The 19,610-nt window shown below is 28.0% G+C and carries 17 protein-coding genes, 1 tRNA gene and 1 riboswitch; of the genes, 6 read left to right on the plus strand and 12 right to left on the minus strand.

Features of this window, described 5'->3' with window-relative positions; translation table 11 throughout:
• Positions 1 to 3: 3 nt before the first annotated feature.
• Together AC4FQ1_RS10090 and AC4FQ1_RS10095 are read left to right on the plus strand one after the other, a co-directional pair.
• Positions 4 to 1,743: an ABC transporter ATP-binding protein gene (locus tag AC4FQ1_RS10090; protein ID WP_303130600.1), complete on the plus strand. Its 1,740-nt coding sequence runs from the start codon at positions 4 to 6 to the stop codon at positions 1,741 to 1,743.
• Entirely contained in the window at positions 1,730 to 3,604 is a 1,875-nt protein-coding gene (locus tag AC4FQ1_RS10095) for an ABC transporter ATP-binding protein (protein ID WP_491169600.1), read from the plus strand. The genes AC4FQ1_RS10090 and AC4FQ1_RS10095 overlap by 14 nt, the downstream gene beginning before the upstream one ends.
• 42 nt (positions 3,605 to 3,646) lie before the next feature.
• Here the strand turns inward: AC4FQ1_RS10095 and AC4FQ1_RS10100 are convergent, their stop codons facing one another.
• The 3 genes from AC4FQ1_RS10100 to AC4FQ1_RS10110 all read right to left on the minus strand — a co-directional run bounded on the left by AC4FQ1_RS10100 (position 3,647) and on the right by AC4FQ1_RS10110 (position 7,136).
• Positions 3,647 to 4,744 carry a hypothetical protein gene (locus tag AC4FQ1_RS10100; protein WP_491169601.1) on the minus strand — a complete coding sequence of 366 codons (1,098 nt, stop codon included), beginning with the start codon at positions 4,742 to 4,744 and terminating at the stop codon, positions 3,647 to 3,649.
• A gap of 95 nt (positions 4,745 to 4,839) precedes the next feature.
• Positions 4,840 to 5,994 carry a tRNA uracil 4-sulfurtransferase ThiI gene (gene thiI / locus AC4FQ1_RS10105; protein WP_491169602.1) on the minus strand — a complete coding sequence of 385 codons (1,155 nt, stop codon included), beginning with the start codon at positions 5,992 to 5,994 and terminating at the stop codon, positions 4,840 to 4,842.
• A complete protein-coding gene (locus AC4FQ1_RS10110; protein WP_491169603.1) occupies positions 5,991 to 7,136 on the minus strand; it encodes a cysteine desulfurase family protein in 1,146 nt (381 codons plus the stop codon). Before AC4FQ1_RS10110 ends, thiI begins: the two co-directional genes overlap by 4 nt.
• A gap of 191 nt (positions 7,137 to 7,327) precedes the next feature.
• On the opposite strand from AC4FQ1_RS10110, the gene AC4FQ1_RS10115 reads away from it, so the two are divergent.
• Positions 7,328 to 7,492: a hypothetical protein gene (locus tag AC4FQ1_RS10115; RefSeq protein WP_491169604.1), complete on the plus strand. Its 165-nt coding sequence runs from the start codon at positions 7,328 to 7,330 to the stop codon at positions 7,490 to 7,492.
• A gap of 70 nt (positions 7,493 to 7,562) precedes the next feature.
• Positions 7,563 to 7,638, plus strand: a tRNA-Met gene (locus AC4FQ1_RS10120).
• Between the two features lie 88 nt (positions 7,639 to 7,726).
• Here AC4FQ1_RS10120 and AC4FQ1_RS10125 read toward each other — a convergent pair.
• Entirely contained in the window at positions 7,727 to 8,359 is a 633-nt protein-coding gene (locus AC4FQ1_RS10125) for a cyclase family protein (RefSeq protein WP_491169605.1), read from the minus strand.
• A 450-nt stretch (positions 8,360 to 8,809) separates the two neighbouring features.
• Positions 8,810 to 8,916, plus strand: a riboswitch (TPP riboswitch).
• Between the two features lie 37 nt (positions 8,917 to 8,953).
• Here AC4FQ1_RS10125 and thiT point away from each other — a divergent pair.
• A complete protein-coding gene (gene thiT, locus AC4FQ1_RS10130; protein ID WP_491169606.1) occupies positions 8,954 to 9,655 on the plus strand; it encodes an energy-coupled thiamine transporter ThiT in 702 nt (233 codons plus the stop codon).
• 52 nt (positions 9,656 to 9,707) lie between these two features.
• Here thiT and glmM read toward each other — a convergent pair whose 3' ends face one another.
• The 8 genes from glmM to cdaA all read right to left on the minus strand — a co-directional run bounded on the left by glmM (position 9,708) and on the right by cdaA (position 18,409).
• The gene (gene glmM / locus AC4FQ1_RS10135; protein ID WP_491169607.1) at positions 9,708 to 11,054 is read right to left on the minus strand and encodes a phosphoglucosamine mutase; all 1,347 of its coding nucleotides are present in this window, start codon (positions 11,052 to 11,054) and stop codon (positions 9,708 to 9,710) included.
• 73 nt (positions 11,055 to 11,127) lie between these two features.
• A complete protein-coding gene (locus AC4FQ1_RS10140) occupies positions 11,128 to 11,442 on the minus strand; it encodes a YerC/YecD family TrpR-related protein (protein ID WP_491148865.1) in 315 nt (104 codons plus the stop codon).
• A gap of 89 nt (positions 11,443 to 11,531) precedes the next feature.
• Positions 11,532 to 12,359, minus strand: coding sequence for an AIM24 family protein (locus AC4FQ1_RS10145; RefSeq protein WP_491169608.1), 828 nt, complete (start codon positions 12,357 to 12,359; stop codon positions 11,532 to 11,534).
• Between the two features lie 121 nt (positions 12,360 to 12,480).
• Positions 12,481 to 13,548: a butyrate kinase gene (buk, locus tag AC4FQ1_RS10150; RefSeq protein WP_303130384.1), complete on the minus strand. Its 1,068-nt coding sequence runs from the start codon at positions 13,546 to 13,548 to the stop codon at positions 12,481 to 12,483.
• A gap of 23 nt (positions 13,549 to 13,571) precedes the next feature.
• The gene (ptb, locus tag AC4FQ1_RS10155) at positions 13,572 to 14,480 is read right to left on the minus strand and encodes a phosphate butyryltransferase (protein ID WP_303130385.1); all 909 of its coding nucleotides are present in this window, start codon (positions 14,478 to 14,480) and stop codon (positions 13,572 to 13,574) included.
• A gap of 190 nt (positions 14,481 to 14,670) precedes the next feature.
• Entirely contained in the window at positions 14,671 to 16,269 is a 1,599-nt protein-coding gene (locus AC4FQ1_RS10160) for an NAD(P)/FAD-dependent oxidoreductase (RefSeq protein WP_491169609.1), read from the minus strand.
• A gap of 11 nt (positions 16,270 to 16,280) precedes the next feature.
• A complete protein-coding gene (locus AC4FQ1_RS10165) occupies positions 16,281 to 17,585 on the minus strand; it encodes a CdaR family protein (protein ID WP_491169610.1) in 1,305 nt (434 codons plus the stop codon).
• On the minus strand, positions 17,555 to 18,409 hold the full coding sequence (gene cdaA / locus AC4FQ1_RS10170) for a diadenylate cyclase CdaA (RefSeq protein ID WP_303130390.1): 855 nt from the start codon (positions 18,407 to 18,409) through the stop codon (positions 17,555 to 17,557). Before cdaA ends, AC4FQ1_RS10165 begins: the two co-directional genes overlap by 31 nt.
• Before the next feature lie 167 nt (positions 18,410 to 18,576).
• Here cdaA and AC4FQ1_RS10175 point away from each other — a divergent pair, with 167 nt between their 5' ends.
• Positions 18,577 to 19,581, plus strand: a complete 1,005-nt coding sequence (locus AC4FQ1_RS10175) for a hypothetical protein (RefSeq protein ID WP_491169611.1) — start codon at positions 18,577 to 18,579, stop codon at positions 19,579 to 19,581.
• The last annotated feature ends 29 nt before the right edge of the window (positions 19,582 to 19,610 follow it).

The following is a 19,610-nucleotide window of genomic DNA, read 5'->3' on the forward strand; positions in this document are numbered from 1 at the left end:
TATATGTTAAAGCTGTTTAAGCATTTAAAGCCATATATGAAAAGCTTAATATTTATTATAATATTGCTTTTCGTTCAAACAATGGCTCAATTATATTTACCAACATTACTCTCTAAGATAGTAGATACTGGTATTATAAATGGCGATGTAAATTATATACTTAAAATTGGTGCTATTATGATTTTAGTATCTCTTATTGGAAGTATATGTACTATATTTGCTAGTTATATTTCATCAAAAGTCTCAATGTCTTATGGTAAAGATTTAAGAAGAAAAATTTTCGTTAAAGCTGAATCTTTTTCTTTAAAAGAAATGGACAAAATCGGAAATGCTTCACTTATAACTAGAACTACTAATGACGTTAACCAAGTTCAACAAGTTTTAATTATGATACTTAGAATGATGGTTACTGCTCCACTTACTTGTATTGGTGGTATTATAATGGCAATTTCCGTTGATAAGGATTTATCTCTTATTCTTTTAGTTTCAATGCCATTAGTTATTTTAGCTATAGGTCTTATAGGAAAAAAAGGAATGCCTTTATTTAAAGCTATGCAATCTAAACTTGATAATATAAATAAGGTTTTAAGAGAAAACCTTACTGGTATTAGAGTTATAAGAGCTTTTAATAAGCAAAGTTTTGAAACAAAAAGATTTTCTAAAGCTAATAATGATTTCACTACAAATGCAATTAAAGTAAATAAAATTATAGCATTACTTATGCCTATTCTTATGCTTATATTAAATCTAACTTCTGTTGCTATACTTTGGTTTGGCGCAAACAGAATAAACTCTGGTGTTATGGAAGTTGGTAACCTTATGGCTTTCTTACAATATGTTATGCAAATAATGTTCTCACTTATAATGGTAAGTATGCTATTTATAATGATTCCTAGAGCTTCAGCTTCTGCTGATAGAATTAATGAAGTCCTTGAAACTGAACCTTCAATTATAGATAGTAACAATAAGAAAACTAATTCTAATAAAAGAGGTTATGTTGAATTTAAAAATGTTTCCTTCTTCTTCCCTGGTGCTGAGAAAGGTGCATTAAATAATATTTCATTCGAAACAAAACCTGGTGAAACTACAGCCATAATAGGTGGTACTGGATCAGGTAAATCAACATTATTAAATCTTATAGAAAGATTTTATGATCCAACTAAAGGAGAAATTTTAATAGATGGCTTAAATATCAAAGACATGTCTCAAGAAGAACTTAGAAATAAGATAGGTTTTGTTCCACAAAAAGCTGTTCTTTTTTCAGGAGATATAAAAGAAAACTTAAGATATGGAAAAGAAGATGCTTCTATGGAGGAGCTTGTTCACGCATCTAAAATTGCCCAATCATATGATTTTATAATGGAAAAAGAAGATGGATTTGATTCAATTGTTGAACAAGGTGGTAAAAATTTCTCAGGCGGTCAAAAACAACGTCTTGCAATAGCCCGTGCTTTAGTTAGAAAACCTGAAGTATATCTTTTTGATGATAGTTTTTCAGCACTTGATTTTAAAACTGATGCTAAACTTAGAGCTGCTTTAAAAAATGAAACTAAAGATTCAGCAGTTATTATAGTTGCCCAAAGAGTAAGTACTATAATGGATGCAGATAGAATCTTAGTATTAGATGATGGTAACATTGTTGGAATTGGAACTCATCAACAATTACTTGAAAACTGTGCAATTTATAAAGAAATTGCCTCATCACAACTTTCAGAGGAGGAACTTTCAAATGAGCATAGATAATAAACATAAAAAACAATCCCATATGATGGGAGGAGGAAAAGGAGGTCATGGTATTGTTATTGGCGGTGAAAAAGCTAAAAATTTTAAAGTAACTGCCAAGAGATTATTAACTTACTTAAGACCTCATAGAATTAAACTTATATCAGTAATATTTATGGCAATTTTAAGTACTGCCTTTACTGTATTTAGCCCTAAATTACTTGGAGAAACTATTAATGTAATACTTGAAGGTATGATTGCAAAATTTAAAGGAATTCCTGGAGCATCAATTGATTTTACAAAATTATCTCACTATATTTTATTACTTTTATTCTTTTATATTTTAAGTGCAGCATTTATGTATCTTCAACAATATATAATGGCTGGAGTTGCTCAAAATACTGTTAAAGATATGAGAACAGATGTTGATAATAAACTTAATAAATTACCAATAAAATATTTTGATGCAAATTCAAAAGGTGATATTTTAAGTAGGGTTACTAATGATGTTGATAATATAAGTAGTACTTTACAACAAAGCTTAACTCAACTTATAACTGCTGTTGTAACTATAATTGGCATTACAATAATGATGCTTACAATAAGTCCCCTTTTAACTTTAATATGTATTTTAACTTTACCTGTTTGTATAATAGCAACTAGACCTATAATAGGTAGATCACAAAAATACTTCTCAGCTCAACAAAAAGAACTTGGAGCTCTTAATGGACATGTTGAAGAAATATATACTGGTAATATAGTTGTTAAGGCATTTGGACATGAAAAGAAAGCTATTAAAGAATTCGATGAAATAAATGATAGACTTTATAATTCTGCTTGGAAAGCTCAATTTATGTCAGGACTTATAATGCCACTTATGAACTTTATAAACAACATTGGTTATGTAATTATAGCTGTTGTTGGTGGTATACTTGTTACTAAAAACAAATTAAGTGTTGGTTATATTCAATCTTTCATTCAATATTCAAGACAATTTACTCAAATGATTAATCAAACAGCTAACATTGCAAATATTCTTCAATCTACAATGGCTTCAGCAGAAAGAGTTTTTGAAATATTAGATGAACAAGAAGAAATTGAAGATCCAGCTAACCCAGTTATTCTTGATAATCCTAAAGGAAATGTTGATTTTAAACATGTTAAATTCGGTTATAGCGAAGATCACATATTAATGAATGATATGCAAGTATCTGCTAAAGAAGGTCAGACTATTGCTATAGTTGGTCCTACAGGTGCAGGTAAAACAACATTAATAAATCTTATGATGAGATTCTATGAATTAAATGGTGGTGCTATTGAATTTGATGGTGTTGATATAACTAAGTTTTCTCGTGAATATTTAAGAAATATGTTTGGTATGGTTCTACAAGACACTTGGCTATTTAATGGTAGCATTAAAGATAATATAGCTTACGGAAAAGAAAATGCTACTTTTGAAGAAGTTGTAAATGCAGCAAAAGCTGCTCATGCTGATTATTTTATAAGAACATTACCTCAAGGTTATGACACAATATTAAATGAGGAAGCTTCAAATATATCACAAGGTCAAAAACAATTATTAACTATAGCTAGAGCAATACTTGCTAATCCTAAAGTATTAATACTTGATGAAGCTACAAGCTCAGTTGATACTAGAACTGAAAGTTATATTCAAAATGCAATGACAAGACTTATGAAAGGTAGAACAAACTTTGTAATTGCACATAGACTTTCAACAATAAAAGACGCAGATCTTATATTAGTTATGAATCATGGTGATGTTATAGAACAAGGTACTCACAACGAACTTCTTGAAAAAAATGGTTTCTACGCAGACCTTTATAATAGTCAATTTGCTCATGAAGATGTAGAAACTGCATAATAAAAAAATATGCTACTAAAAATTAGTAGCATATTTTTTATTTTAATTAAGCTTTATAATTGTAAAATATGATATATTTTCATCTCTACAACTTAATCTTATATCTTCATCTCCAAATGATTCTACTGATATTATTGTCCCTTCAGTTAAAAATATTATTCTATCAAAGTATACTTGAGTTACAGATTGACAATTCGAAAATACAGGAATTATATCGCCTTCATTTCCTATGCCATTTACCCTTAATCTATTTATACAACTTCCTTCTGGTATAGCTATATTAAATGTTATTCTATAATTTCCACTTTCCCCGATAATAATTTGATTATTATTATGCTCTAGTGAACCACTCTCATTAACTATATTATTAAACAAATTTAATAATCCACAAGAACTATTTATTGAATTGATTTTTGTATATGAACCAAAAGTGTTTATATTTGCTTCACCAGCTGGCCCTTGTGGTCCTTCTGGTCCCTGTGGTCCTTCTACACCTCTAGGTCCTCTTGCTCCTTGAGCACCCTCTGGTCCTACAGGTCCTATACAACCTCTTTCACCTTGATATCCTCTAGGCCCAATTGGTCCTCTCTCACCTTGAATACCTCTTGGTCCCCTTGGACCTACTGGTCCTTGTGGTCCCTGTGGTCCTACTGGCCCTACAACTCTTTCAGATTCTAAAAATATAAATGGATTTCTCGCTGTATTATTTGAAGCAAATACGGCTACTCCATTTCCTTCAGGTGATACATTTATATTTATTTCATTAATAGTATTTAAATTTAAATTTTCAAAAGCTTTTGCTAGGTTTATACTAATATATCTGCCTACTTCAGATGAATTTATTCTATAACTTATACAGCTATTTTCTATATTATTTCCACATTCTCTTATTTCAACATTTATTTTTATTAACATAGAATTTGTGCACCTTAGACTATCAAGATATAAATATAATCTAAATACATCCCTATTTAATTGATTAAATTCTAAATTAACATTAAATCTTAAATAAAATGATCCTTTAACAGTTGAACATACACAATTATTTCTTTGACAAATGACTATTAATTTATCTTGTACATCTCTAATTTCTCCATTTAAATACTGTTTTTCTTCAATAGGAGTAATTTTAAATTGCATAATTTAGCCTCCCCTTTTAATATAAAGTACACTATTTTTTAAAATATTCCTTTATATCAATATATTAAAATATTAAGAGAAGGTTAAAATAAAATTTAAAATACTACAATTTCTGTTTGTTCTATAGCTTTTTCTACTAATTCATCTACATTTAGGCTTTCTTCTGATTTTTTTATATATTTAACTACTGGTTTTGTTTTTGGATGCTTTGGTACAAATATAGTACAACAATCCTCATATGGAAGTATTGATGTTTCATAAGTTCCTATTTCTCTTGCTATATCCATTATGTCACCCTTATCCATTGTTATAAGAGGTCTAAATACTGGTCTATCAGCAACTTCAGTACTAACAGTAAGCCCTTCCATAGTTTGACTTGCAACTTGACCTATGCTTTCCCCACTTGATATACATTGAATTCCCTCTTTTTCTGCCATCTTACAAGCAACTCTCATCATAAATCTTCTCATTATAATAGTTAATTCATCTTCTGGACAATTATTTATTATTTCCATTTGAATATCAGTAAATGGAACTATAAATAGTCTAACCTTTTCTGTATACTCACTTAATATTTTTGCAAGCTCTTTTACTTTATCCTTTGCTCTCTCTGATGTGTATGGATGACTATGATAGTAAATGTAATTAAGTTCAACTCCACGTCTCGCCATTAAATAACCAGCTACTGGAGAATCAATTCCTCCTGATAACATAAGCATTGTACTACCATTTATTCCATAAGGAAGTCCTCCTACTGCCTTTATTCTATCTGCATTAGTATATATATAAGCTTTATCTCTTATCTCTACATTAACTAAGCACTCAGGATTTTTAACATCAACTTCCAAACTATCTTCATATATAGAAAGAACATATGCTCCTATTTCTCTTGATATATCCATAGACGTTCCTTTAAAACTCTTATTAGCTCTATTAGTTTGAATTTTAAATGTATTTGGTTCTGATTCTTTAATTTTCTTTAAAACCTCTTCCTTAATAGCATCCATATCTCTTTCAACTTGTGTCACTACACATATTTCTGCTATTCCAAATACTTTTCTTATTCTTTTAATTCCTTCTTCTATATTATCTATTTTAATAAAATATCTATTTTGATCATTTAATATTTCAAAATCTAATCCTTTAAGCTTCTTCTTTATATTATCTCTTAACCTTTTCTCAAACTTATTTCTGTTAAGTCCTTTTAAAAATATTTCAGATGCATATTTCACTAATATAAGTTTACTCATCTTTTTATCCTCCTTAAAAATGATAATGACCTTTTTAAATTATTTATAACTATATCAATTTCTTCTTTTGTGTTATCTTCACTAAAAGAAAATCTTACTCCACCTTCAGCATCTTTATCACAAAGACCAATTGCTTTTAAAACATAACTTCCACTTGCTATATTAGTCTTTGATGTACAAGCAGATCCAGTTGAAACATATATGTTATCTTCTTCTAACATATGAAGTAACACTTCAGCTCTTACCCCTTTAAATGTAATATTTAATATATATGGAGAGTGTTTTTCATCATTAGGACTATTTATATAAATATTATCTATTTCTTTTAATTTATTTATCATATACGTCTTTAACTCTAGAACATTCTCATAATTTTCTGATATATTACTACAAGATATTTCACACGCCTTTTTAAGTGCAATTATTCCTGGAATATTATGAGTGCCAGCTCTTAATCCACTTTCTTGGCTTCCTCCATGTATTAAAGAATTTGGTCTTATTCCTTTTTTTAAATATAAAAAGCCAGTTCCCTTAGGACCATGAAATTTATGTCCTGTTGTAGTTAGGATATCTATATTCATTTTCTTAACATCTATAAAAAATTTTCCATAAGCTTGAACTGCATCAACATGAAATTTCGCTCTACTACTCTTTTCTTTTATAAGTTTTCCTATTTTTTGTATATCTTGAATAGAACCAATTTCATTATTTACAAACATTATAGATATAAGTACTGTATCTTTGTTTATTGAATCTTCTAATTGCTTTAAAGAAATCATTCCATCTTTATCAACATCTAAATATGTAACATTAATACCTTTTTTCTCTAAATCCTCATATACTTTAAGAACTGAATGATGTTCAAATTTAGTTGTTATAACATGATTTCCGCTCTTTGGTATACCTTTTATAATTAAATTATTTCCTTCACTTGCACCAGAAGTAAAATAAATTTCGTCTTTATTTGCATTTATAGTACTAGCTATGTATTCTCTACATTCATCTAACTTTTTTTCTGATTTTATTCCTATCTTATGTAAAGATGATGGATTACCATAATATTTTTCCATTGCATCTCCCATAACTTCAATTACTTCCTTATAAGGTTTTGTAGTTGCAGAATTATCTAAATAAATCTCCAAAGTAATACCTCCTTTTTATTAGTATTTACCTTTAAAATAAACTTAATTCCAAATTATATTCTTAGTATTCCTATATGTTTACTATGATTTAACTTTATTGATATAATATCAGCTTTTTCTATTTTTTTAAAGTAATATTTTCATTTTACTTTTTTCAGTAATGTGATATCTTATTTTTAGGAGATGATATCATGAATAATAAAACTAAAATTTCAAATAATAATTCAAAAACTTTAATTTGTCCTATTTGTGGAGATATTATGAATGAAGACTTATATGCTTATGATAATTCAAAGATAGAAAAGATTAATTTTAAATGCCCTACTTGTGGTCATAAAGAAGTAAAAATTATATAATTTTATAAATTAGTTGACAAAGTGTTTATTTAGGAGTATAGTTAACCTACTGAATGATTTAAATAAATATCGCGGGATGGAGCAGTTGGTAGCTCGTCGGGCTCATAACCCGAAGGTCGTAGGTTCAAGTCCTGCTCCCGCAACCAAAAAAAAAGCTAGTTAGATTTCTAACTAGCTTTTAAGTTTAATTAAAATTTTATTTTTAATTGAAGTCTTCTTTAACTTATATTTTCTTTAATTATTTATTCCATAAACTCTGGAAGGTGCTCCATCTCCAGATTTTATTTTTAATGGTGCTATTATTATCTTAAAATTACCATTTATTTTATCTAATCCACAAAGGTTTTCTATTATAAGCTTATTATTTTTCAAAAGATTTTTATGATTTATTAACTTTTCATCATCTTCACAATCAATAGATATACAGTCCACCCCTATGCCTTTTAATGTTCTTATGTTACTAAGAAATCTTGATGCTTCATAAGATAATCTAGGATAATTTAAAAAATATTTTTTATCATTCCAATATTTTTCATATCCTGTATTTAATATTAAATACTCACACTCTTCTATTTCCTCTTTATACTTTAAAATAAACTTTAAGTCTATTATATTTCTTTCTTTGCAATTTATCATATATGCTCTTCCTATAAAGTCTTCTACATTAAAAGAATCTAAGGATTTCCCATCACTAAATACGTGCCTTGGAAAATCCATATGAGTTCCAGTATGTGATGATAAAGATATTTTTAATACATTGTATCCCTCCTTATCTATTGTACTTAATTCTTTTTTAAAATATCCTTCTTCTTCTGAATAAGAAGTCATATTATCTTCTAAATAATGTGTTAAATCATATATTTTCACTTTAATCACCTTTTCATTTTGATATTTTTATTTAATCTTTATAGATGCTTTAACTATATATTTAAAATAATAATTACTATTTTAAATTACTCTATCTATTATTAACTTAATTCACTCCTTTAATATATTCAGGAAAATTTCTTAACTTAGATACATAACCTATTCTATAAATGATGTTCTTGCTAACTCAACATATAAATAAAAAAATTATATTCGTATTTTAAATTACATTTTCTCCAGTCTATATGATAAAAAGTTTATAGCTATTTGTATTTTAATACGATTATTTTAATACGATTATTTAAATCCAACTATATACTATAATTATTTTTATAAGCTTTAATCACCATTAAATTTTACCACTTATTAACTTATATTTCATTTAATGTTTGAAATTTATTGACATTATAAACCTGTAATATTACAATAAGCTTGTCAATAAAATATTATTTTATGTGCTAGGGGTGCCTTTGTGGCTGAGAAATGCTTATATATTAGCATTAACCCTTTAACCTGATCTGGATAATACCGGCGTAGGAAAGCAAAAGACTCAGTTCTTTTACGTCCTTCTAGCACAAATAGGAGGTTTTTTTTATGGAATTTTTAAATGATTGGGGAGAAAGATTTACAAATCTTTATACAAATATCCCAGAAAAATTTAGGACAATTTTAGAAAGTCCTATGTCTATACTAACTATAATCGCTTGTTTGGTTCTATTCTTTGCTTTATTTAAATTTAGAAAAATTAAATTAAATGCAAGAATAATGACCAATATAGCTATCGCCTTAGCACTTTCTACAATTCTTAATGTTTTTAGACTATATAGATTTCCTCAAGGAGGAAGTATAACTTTAGGCTGTATGGTACCAATACTTATAATAGCATTTGCTTATGGTAAAGAAATAGGTTTTTTAACTGGATTTCTGTACGGAATAATTAATTTATTCACTGATCCATATATAATACATCCAATTCAAATGCTTTTTGATTATCCATTACCATCACTAGCTATGGGACTTGCTGGAATAAATTATTTCAGAAAAAATCATAGATTGCTAGGTGTCTTTGTAGCATTTCTTACAAAATTTTTATGTCACTTTATATCAGGAGTCGTGTTCTTTGGTTCATTTGCACCAGCTGAAATGGGTGCGTTATTATATTCAGCAGTAGTAAATCTTCCTTTAGTTGGAGCTGAAATGATAATATGCATGATTATTTTAAAACTTATTCCAACAAGTAGATTATTAAGAACCTTAAACCCCGAGTTTACTGATAATTCAATAAAAGCTGTATAAAAAAATGAGAAGTTATTTTAAAATAACTTCTCATTTTAACTATAATTAAAATTTATTTACACTTATCTAATATCATATCAGCTAAGTTATGAGCTAGATTATCTATTTCTTCTTGATCTTCACCTTCTAGCATAACTCTAACTAATGGTTCTGTTCCTGAAGGTCTTATTAAAACCCGTCCTCTTCCATCCATTAATTTTTCCATTCTTTCTATTTCAGCTATTATTTCAGCATCCTTTAAGTAAATATCTTTTTTATCATTAGGTACTGTTGCATTTACTAAAACTTGAGGAAGCTCTCTCATAATTGAACATAACTCACTTAAAGTTTTATTGCTTCTCTTTAATATTGATGCAACTTGTAATGCAGTAACTAATCCATCTCCTGTTGTATTACATTCTAAGAATATAATATGACCTGATTGCTCTCCACCAATTACGTATCCCTTATCTAGCATTTCTTCTAATACGTATCTATCTCCAACTTTAGTTTTTACAGTTTTTATTCCTAATTCTTTACAAGCAATATCTAGTCCTAAATTACTCATAACTGTAACTACTAAAGTGTCTTCTTTAAGTCTTCCTATTTCTTTTAAATATTTAGCACATAAAGTTAATATAAAATCTCCATTAACTAAATTTCCCTCTTCATCAACAGCTAAACATCTATCTGCATCTCCATCAAATGCGAATCCAACATCACAACCCTTTTTAACCACATATTCCATAAGTTCTTCTGGATGAGTTGATCCACAATTTTCATTTATATTTGTTCCATCTGGATTATCATTTATAACATAAACTTCTGCTCCTAAATCTCTAAAAGCTTGCACAGCTGCTTTATATGCCGCTCCATTTGCACAATCTAATGCTATTTTTAATCCTGAAAGATTTACTGCTGTTGTACTTTTTGCAAACTCAATATAATCTTCTAAAGCTGAAACTTCTACTCTTTCCCTTCCAAGTGCTGTTCCTACTGGACTTGGTACTCCTTCAAAACCTGATTCTATTACTCTTTGTATTTCATCTTCAAGTTCATCAGAAAGCTTGTAACCTTTGTTGTTAAAGAATTTTATACCATTATATTCTACTGGGTTATGTGAAGCTGATATCATAACTCCAGCATCTGCTCCATACTCTCTAGTTAAGTGTGCAACTGCTGGTGTTGGTATAACTCCAAGCACAACTGCTTCTGCTCCAACAGATAATATACCAGCAACTAATGCAGCCTCTAACATATCTCCTGATATTCTAGTATCTTTTGCAACTAATATTTTTGGTTTATGAGCGCCTTCTGTTAATACATAAGCTCCAGCTCTTCCTAAATTATATGCAAGTTCAGCAGTAAGTTCTGTATTTGCTACTCCTCTTACTCCATCAGTTCCAAACATTCTACTCATAAAAATTTACCTCTTTCTGTTCTTTTAAGTTAACTATTTTTAACTTTTCTACTACTATATTATATTTGTTTCATTATTTATTGACAACTTTTTCATTATTAATTCTATCTAAAATAATTTTATATCCGTCACTTCCATAATTTAAACATCTATTTACTCTACTTATAGTAGCAGTACTAGCTCCTGTTTCTTCTGCAATTTCTGTATAAGTTTTCTTTTCTTTCAATAACTTAGCTACCCATATTCTTTGAGATAAGCTTTTTAATTCAGTAATTGTTGCTATATCTTCAAAAAACTTATAACATTCATCCTTATTTTCTAATTTTAATATACATTCAAAAAGTAACTCTATATCCTCACCTTTTATCTTTGAATTTAGTGTACTCATAATTTCTCCTCCGTACTTTATAAATATACCCTATATTATATCATCTTTAATTTAATAATTCACAACTTTATTACACAAAAGAATTTACATTATTTATCATAAAAATCTTCTCTTTTAAAATTATCTTTTTTATTTATCTCTCTAATTTTATCATAAACTATTTTAGTTGGAACTAACCATACCTCACCAGTTCCCCTATAAACATTTAAAAATCCTTCTCCACTTGCTACACTTCCTATCATTGAAGTTGCAGACTTTTCTACTGAAAACTTTATATTTCCACTTCTTAAAATTGCAAAACTACCATCAATTTTTAAAGTATCATTATTTAATCTACAAACAAAAACTTCATTTTCTGGTACAGGAAGTTCTAATGCAACAATTCCACTTCCATAAACTTTTGTTTGAAATAAACCTTCTTCTCCAAAAAGTACAGCAGAAAATGTTTTTTGACCAGTTGCTTCTAAATAAACCTCTTCTTCACTTGCCAAAAACATTCCATCATCTATTATTATCTCATCATCTTGAAGTTCTATAAGTGCATAATGTTTAAAAGATGGCTCTAAAAAAATTTCTCCACTACCTTCATATGTAGGCTTGAACATTTCCTCCCCTGTCAATTTGCTTGATATAAATTTTTTTGATATACCAATTAAACCTCCAGTTTTATTTATTATATTTATGTCACCTTTCATGTAACTTAAAGCTCCACTTTCTACTTTAACACGACTTTCATTTAATATTATTCTTATTTGTTTTAATTTAATTCCACTTTTTTTCATAATATTTAAATCAAAAGCCGTATCTACATCAACAGCACCATTTAACTCATCATATTCTAAAACTTGAAACCTAGAATCATTTGTCATCTGAGCTATCATAGTTAATTGATTTTCAAAATTTAAGCTTGTCCTCATAATAACCTCCAATAATTAGGTATTATGTATCTAAAAAAGAGATACATCTACATTATAGACATATCTCTTTTTTTTATTCAACGGATTAATAAATTAATATCTATTCTCAAAACTAAATTAATTAATAAACTTTAGCTTCTTCTTCACCATTTAATACTCTTATAGCACCTTGTGCTAAAGCTAATAATTCATCTTCTCCTGGATATGCTTTAACTTCTGAAATCCAATCTACTCTCTTGCTTATATCTCTTACAACTTCTTCTGAGTAAGCTATACCACCAGTTAAAATTATCTTATCTACTTTTCCTTCTAATACTGTTGCCATTGCCCCTACTTCTTTTGCTACTTGATATATAAATGCATCGTATATTAATTTAGATTCCTTATCCCCTTTAAAAGCTGCATCTCTAACATCTCTAAAATCATTTGTATCAAGGTAAGCTACACATCCACCTTTACCTACTAACTTAGTATAAACTTCTTTCTCACTGTATTTTCCACTAAAACACATTTTTATAAGATCACCTGATGGAACTCCACCTGCTCTTTCTGGTGAAAATGGACCATCTCCATCTAATGCATTATTTACATCAACAACTCTACCATGTTTATGAGCTCCAACGGATACTCCTCCACCCATGTGTACAACTATTAAATTTAAATTTTCATATCCTTTTCCACTTTCTTTTCCAAATCTTTTAGCTACTGCTTTTTGATTTAATGCATGAAATTTACTTTTTCTTGGTAGTTCTGGTACACCTGAAATTCTTGCTACATCATCTAATTCATCTACAACAACAGGATCAACTATAAAAGCTGGTATATTTAATTCTCCGGCAATTTCCTTTGATAATATTCCACCTAGATTTGAAGCATGTGGTCCTTGAACTCCAATTTTTAAATCCTCTGCTAATTGATCTGTTACTTTATAAGTACCACCTGGAATTGGTTTAAGCATTCCACCTCTACCAACTACGGCATTTAATGTATTTATATCAAAGTTCTTTTCTTTTAATACATTTAATATAACTTCTTTTCTAAAATCTAACTGATCAAATATTGTAGCATATTTTGCTATTTCATCTGATGAATGTCTCAAAGTTTCTTCTAATACTTCTCTTTCATCTTCATAAACTCCAATTTTAGTTGAAGTTGACCCTGGATTTATAATTAATAATTTATATGACATCTATTACTACCTCCCAATAAATTCTACTTTAATGATTCAGCAACTAATGCTGCTAATGCTATTGAATTAACTTTTGTTTCAAATGAATCTGCTCTTGAAGTTAATATAACTGGTGCTGATGTTCCAACTAATAGTCCACCATTTTTTGATTTTGAAGTATAAGTTAAACATTTGTACATAACATTAGCTGTTTCTATATTTGGAAGCATTATTATATCTGCTTTTCCTGCAACTGGTCCTGATATTCCTTTATGATGTGCCGCTTCTTCTGATAATGCATTATCAAGGGCTAAAGGTCCATCAACTATACAACCCTTTATTTGTCCCCTATCATTCATTTTTGATAATAATGAAGCATCTAAAGTTGCTGGCATATCTGGATTTACTACTTCAACTGCACAAATTGGTGCTACCTTTGGCATTTGTAATCCACAAGCATGAGCTACTGAAACTGCATTATCTATTATTTGTTTTTTCGCTTTTAAATCTGGGTACGTATTAAAAGCTGCATCTGTTAGATATATTAATCTATCTATTCCTTCTATTTCAAATACTGCAACATGTGACATAAGTCTTCCAGTTCTTAATCCAACTTCCTTATTTAACACGCTTCTTAAAAATGTTGCAGTGTCTACTAATCCCTTCATGACCATATCTGCTTTTCCGCTTGATACAAGTTGTACTGCAAATAAAGCTGCTTTTTTATTATCTTTTTCATGTACTATTTCATATCCTGATAAATCCATTCCTATTTTATCAGCAATTTTTTTTATTTCATGTTTATCTCCAACTAATATTGCATCTGCTATACCTTTATCTTTTGCTGATTTTACAGCCTCTAATACTGGTTCATCTTGTGCTACAGCTACAGCTACCTTTTTAGGTTCAACTTCTTTAACCTTTGATAATAAATCTTCAAAATTCTTACTCATTTACCGCACCTCTTACCTTTTATATTTTAAAATCATTGATTTAGTGTACTTTTAATAATACTTCTGGTATTTTTTGTTGTTAATTTTGTAACAAATTATATTTATATTGTATCAGATAATTACTTTAAAACTTAAATTGTCAGAAAATTTATTTCAAAAAAAGTAGCTCAAAAAGCTACTTTTTTTCATTTTATTTTACACAATATTCTTCCATTATTCTTTCTGCAACTTTTATACCATCAACAGCAGCAGATACTATACCTCCAGCAAAACCAGCTCCTTCTCCTGTAGGATATAAACCATTAACAGTTACACTTTCAAGCATTTCATTTCTTGGCATTCTAACTGGTGCAGATGTTCTTGTTTCAATTGCAGTTAATACAGCATCATCCATATCATATCCCTTTATTCTTTTGCCAAATACTTTTATTCCTTCTTTAATTGTATCTACTACATATGAAGGTAAACATTCCCTCAAATCTTTAAATACATATCCCGGTTTATAACTTGGAATAACACTACCAAGTTTTGTTGATATGTTATCATTTAAAAAGTCCCCAACTAATTGTATAGGTGCATTATAGTTTTCACCACCTACCTTAAATGCAAGATTTTCATAATATCTTTGAAATTCCATTCCAGCAAGCGGATGATTTCCTTTAAAATCTTCAGGACCAACAGTTACAACTAATGCTGAGTTTGCATTATCTAAATCTCTAGCATGATAACTCATTCCATTTGAAACTAACCTACCTTCTTCTGATGCTGCGCCAACAACTACTCCTCCTGGACACATACAAAAAGAATAAACTCCTCTATTTTGAACTTCACTTTGATATGCTAATCTATATTCTGCAGCTTTTAATTTTGGATGATTTGCGTATTCTCCATATTGACTTTCATTTATAACTTCTTGAGGATGCTCTATCCTAACGCCTATAGCAAAAGCTTTTTGTTCCATTTTAACTCCACTTTCATAAAGCATTTCATAAGTATCTCTTGAACTATGTCCTATAGCTAAAACTAAACATTCACATTTAACTTCTTTTCCATTTACTATTATACTTTTAAGCTTTCCATCCTCTATATTTATATTTTCTAATTTTGAATTAAAATAAACTTCTCCACCTAGTGATTTTATTTCTTCTCTTATATTTTTAACAACTGTTTTTAATATATCAGTTCCAACATGTGGTTTTGCTACATAGGTAATTTCTTCTGGAGCTCCATTTTTTACAAGTTCCTCTAATACAAATGAACATCTTTTATCTTTTATTCTAGTTGTAAGCTTTCCATCAGAAAATGCTCCTGCTCCCCCTTCACCAAATTGAACATTTGAGTTTAAGTTTAATTTTCTATTCTTCCAAAACTCTTCAACAGTTTTTGTTCTACTATCAACATCTTCTCCTCTTTCAAAAATTATTGGATTATATCCATGCTTTGCAAGAGTTAAAGCTGCATATAAACCTGCTGGACCTAATCCTATAACAACAGGCCTTGAAGTTAATCTTTTATCTCCATATATAAAAGTTTCTTCTTTTATCTCTTCTTCAAGCTTTACACTATTACTTTTAATTTTATTAACTATCTTCTTTTCATTATTGCACTTTATATCAATACAATAACTAAATTTTATATTATCTTTTTTTCTAGCATCTAAGCTTTCCTTTATTATTTTTAATTCTTTTATTTCACTTTCTTTTATTTTTAACTTTTTAGCTACTTTATTTTTTAATAATGATTTATCTTCATCTATACTTAAAGTAACCCCATTAACTCTTATTGCCATACCATTTTCTCCTAAGTTGTTTTCTTATTATTATCTTGTTTATTTTCATTATTATCAGTTGAAGTTGCTTTATCCTTATCTTTTAAAGAGAATTTTACTTTTCCAACATTTGATATTTTAGCATCAATATTTTTATTTAACTTTACATTTGGTTCTCCTTCAAAAGTACCACTTTGGTTATAAGAACCTAAATCCAATGTAGCAGAAAAATCTCCACTTGTTAAGTTATCTAAATCAGTCTGTTTTCCATTTACAGTAATGCTAATTGTTTCAGTTTTATTATTAATCTCTAACTTGTCATTTAAACCTGTATATGTAATTGGAATATCGAAATTTTTTGTTGTATTTTTTTCAGTTTCATCTTTTTTATTTTCTTCTTTTAAAACTTCTATTTTTACATTTACATATCCATCTCCAGTTGCTAATTTAACTCCTTCTGGCAAAATTATTTTAACTTTTTTATAAGTTGTTTCTGTTATGCCAGACAAATCTATTGGCTCAGTTTTTAATGATTTTAATTGAGATATAACATTTGTATCTCCAACTACCTGTACCGCAGTTATATCTGGTGTTATCTTAGATATTTTATATCCATCTGGTAATTGTCCTGTAGTACTTGTCTCTATATCTATTGATTTACCATTATTAACAGAAACACTAATTTTACCAATAGTCTTACTTAATGTAACATCTTTTACTACTTCCCCATTTGAGTCTAATGCTTCAAGTGGAAATTGTTTTGTTATATTTCCACTTACATTTTTTAATTGCCCTACTAACGCAACTCTATCTATTTTATTAACAGAACTTTCAGGACCTGAAACTTGTACTTTTTCAGATGTAAAACTTTCATTTTTTTTATAAACATTATTTGAATAAGTTATATTTACATTTGATACTGTATCAAATTCCTTTTTAATTAATTTTTCTAATTTTACAGCAACTATAAGATTACTATCATTTTGTATATTTACTTGACTTGGAGAATTAACAACTTGAACAGGTATATTATTAATACCTGTTTTTAATGCATATTCTCCCATATCTGCAACTAACGAAAATTCCTCTTTAGTAACTGAATAAATATATTTAGAATCTCCTTCTATTTTAATATCTACAGTAAATTCTTGACCTGGTGATATAGCTAAATTAAACTGATTTAAAGATTGTGTATTAACAAGTCTAACAGGAACACCCTTTAATGTATAAGTTCTTATAGAACTTTGAACATTAGTTACATAAAGCCATAGACCAAATGATAGTAAAACACATACTAATTTTACTATTATTTTTTGTCTTTTATCCTTTTTATCCATGTTTTCACCCTCTCACCAGCTGATTTTACTTTTCTATTTTCATTATTTTTCATCATAGTTAACAATGTTGTTTTTAATTTTTCTTTATCATAGTTTCTTGTTAATCTTCCACTCATTGCAAGAGAAATTGTTCCAGTTTCTTCTGATACTATTATTACTAATGCATCTGAATTTTCTGAAAGGCCTATTCCAGCTCTATGTCTAGTACCTAGCTTCTTATTTATAGAATTATTACTTGTAAGAGGTAAAACACACCCTGAAGCATAAATTCTATCTTGCCTAATAATTGTTGCTCCATCATGAAGTGGTGTATTAACAACAAATATATTTTCTAAAAGTGCAGAACTTACAACAGCATCTACTATAGTTCCTGAGGCTAAAACCTCTCCAAGACCTGTTCCTTGTTCTATTGCAATTAATGCACCTGTTTTTGTTTCAGCTAAGTCTTGTACTGCCGTTACGATTTCATCTATTACTTTTTCTCTTTCTTGAACATCTCTAATATTATGTGTTTCATCAAATGCACTTCTTCCTAAATGCTCAAGAGCACGCCTTATTTCAGGCTGGAATATAATAACAACTGAAAGAACTCCTATAGTTAAAGTTTTATTTAATATAAAATATAGCATATCTAATCTTAGAATATAGCTTATTGGAATTAATGCAACTATTAAAATTATTCCTTTTAATAACTGCTCAGCTCTAGTTTCCTTTATTAACATATATCCTTTGTAGAAAATATATGAAACAACTAATATATCAACTATAGACCAAATTGATATATGTCTTATTGAATTCATTGCTCCAATAAAAAAATCTTGCATCAGTTTCACCCCTTTTTTTTCTTATGTCTTTTATAAATTATACACCAAATACACAAAGCTTAATATAACAAGTCTTTTACTTTTTTCTATTTTTAATAATAATTTAAAACCTTATCTAATATAATTTAAAGATTACTTTATTTAGATTATGAAAAGGAGGCACTTAAGTGGAAAATAATAAAAAATTAAATTTAGAAAAAATACTAAAATACATTAAAAACAAAAAAAAACTTATAATTATTTTTTTAATAATTATGTTAACTCCATTTTTACTGCTTATTATAACCAAAATAACTCCTTCTAGTAGAAGCATGACAAAACTTAATAAAATTTCAAAAGAAATTTCATCAATAAATGATACTTTCAAAGATTCTATAGAAGCAGAAAGTATAAACACAGACTCTGCAAAAAATTCACTTTCTTTAGCAATAGTTAATTTAAATAATATTAAAATACCTCTTGAAACAATGAATGTCCCAGAGGATGTAAATCTAGCTAAAGAACAACTACTTAATACATTAAATTTAAACATATCATTATGCGAACAAAGTCTTTCTATATTCATGAATCCAGCAAACCCAAAATTAAATGATAAAATAACCCAGTATAAAACATCCTTAGATGATTTTAAAGATAACAACTCAAAGTTATCAAACTTTAGAATAAAAAAAGTAATTTCAGAAGATTCTATTGAATTCTTTAATAAATCAATATCTTATTTTAATACTATGATTAAAATTAACATAATGAAAGATATTAACAAAGAAAAAATATCAGATTATATTTTAGGCGTAGATAAAATATCAAATAAATTTATTGAAATAAAAGAAGATTTAAAGCCAGCATTAGAAGACATAAAGAAGAATAATAGAAGTTTATATGTTTTAATAGAAGATTTAGAGAATAAAAATTTAATTTTTACGAATATTAAAAATGATTTATATTCATTAAGCATTCCCGAAGATGCTATTAAAATAAATGAATTATTAAAAGACACAATTAAATGTTATGAAAATTATTCCTACTCATTAAAGGATATATTATATAAAGATCTTAAAGAAAATAATGAATTACCATTATCACATTATGATGACTGTTTTTCTAATTATAATAAATTTATAAGTTCCTTAGATAACTTCAATAAAAACTTAGATTTATTTAAAAGAAATTAAGAATAAAATCTCTTTTTTCAGGTAATACT

Source organism: Clostridium sp. TJA020 (assembly GCF_058310295.1).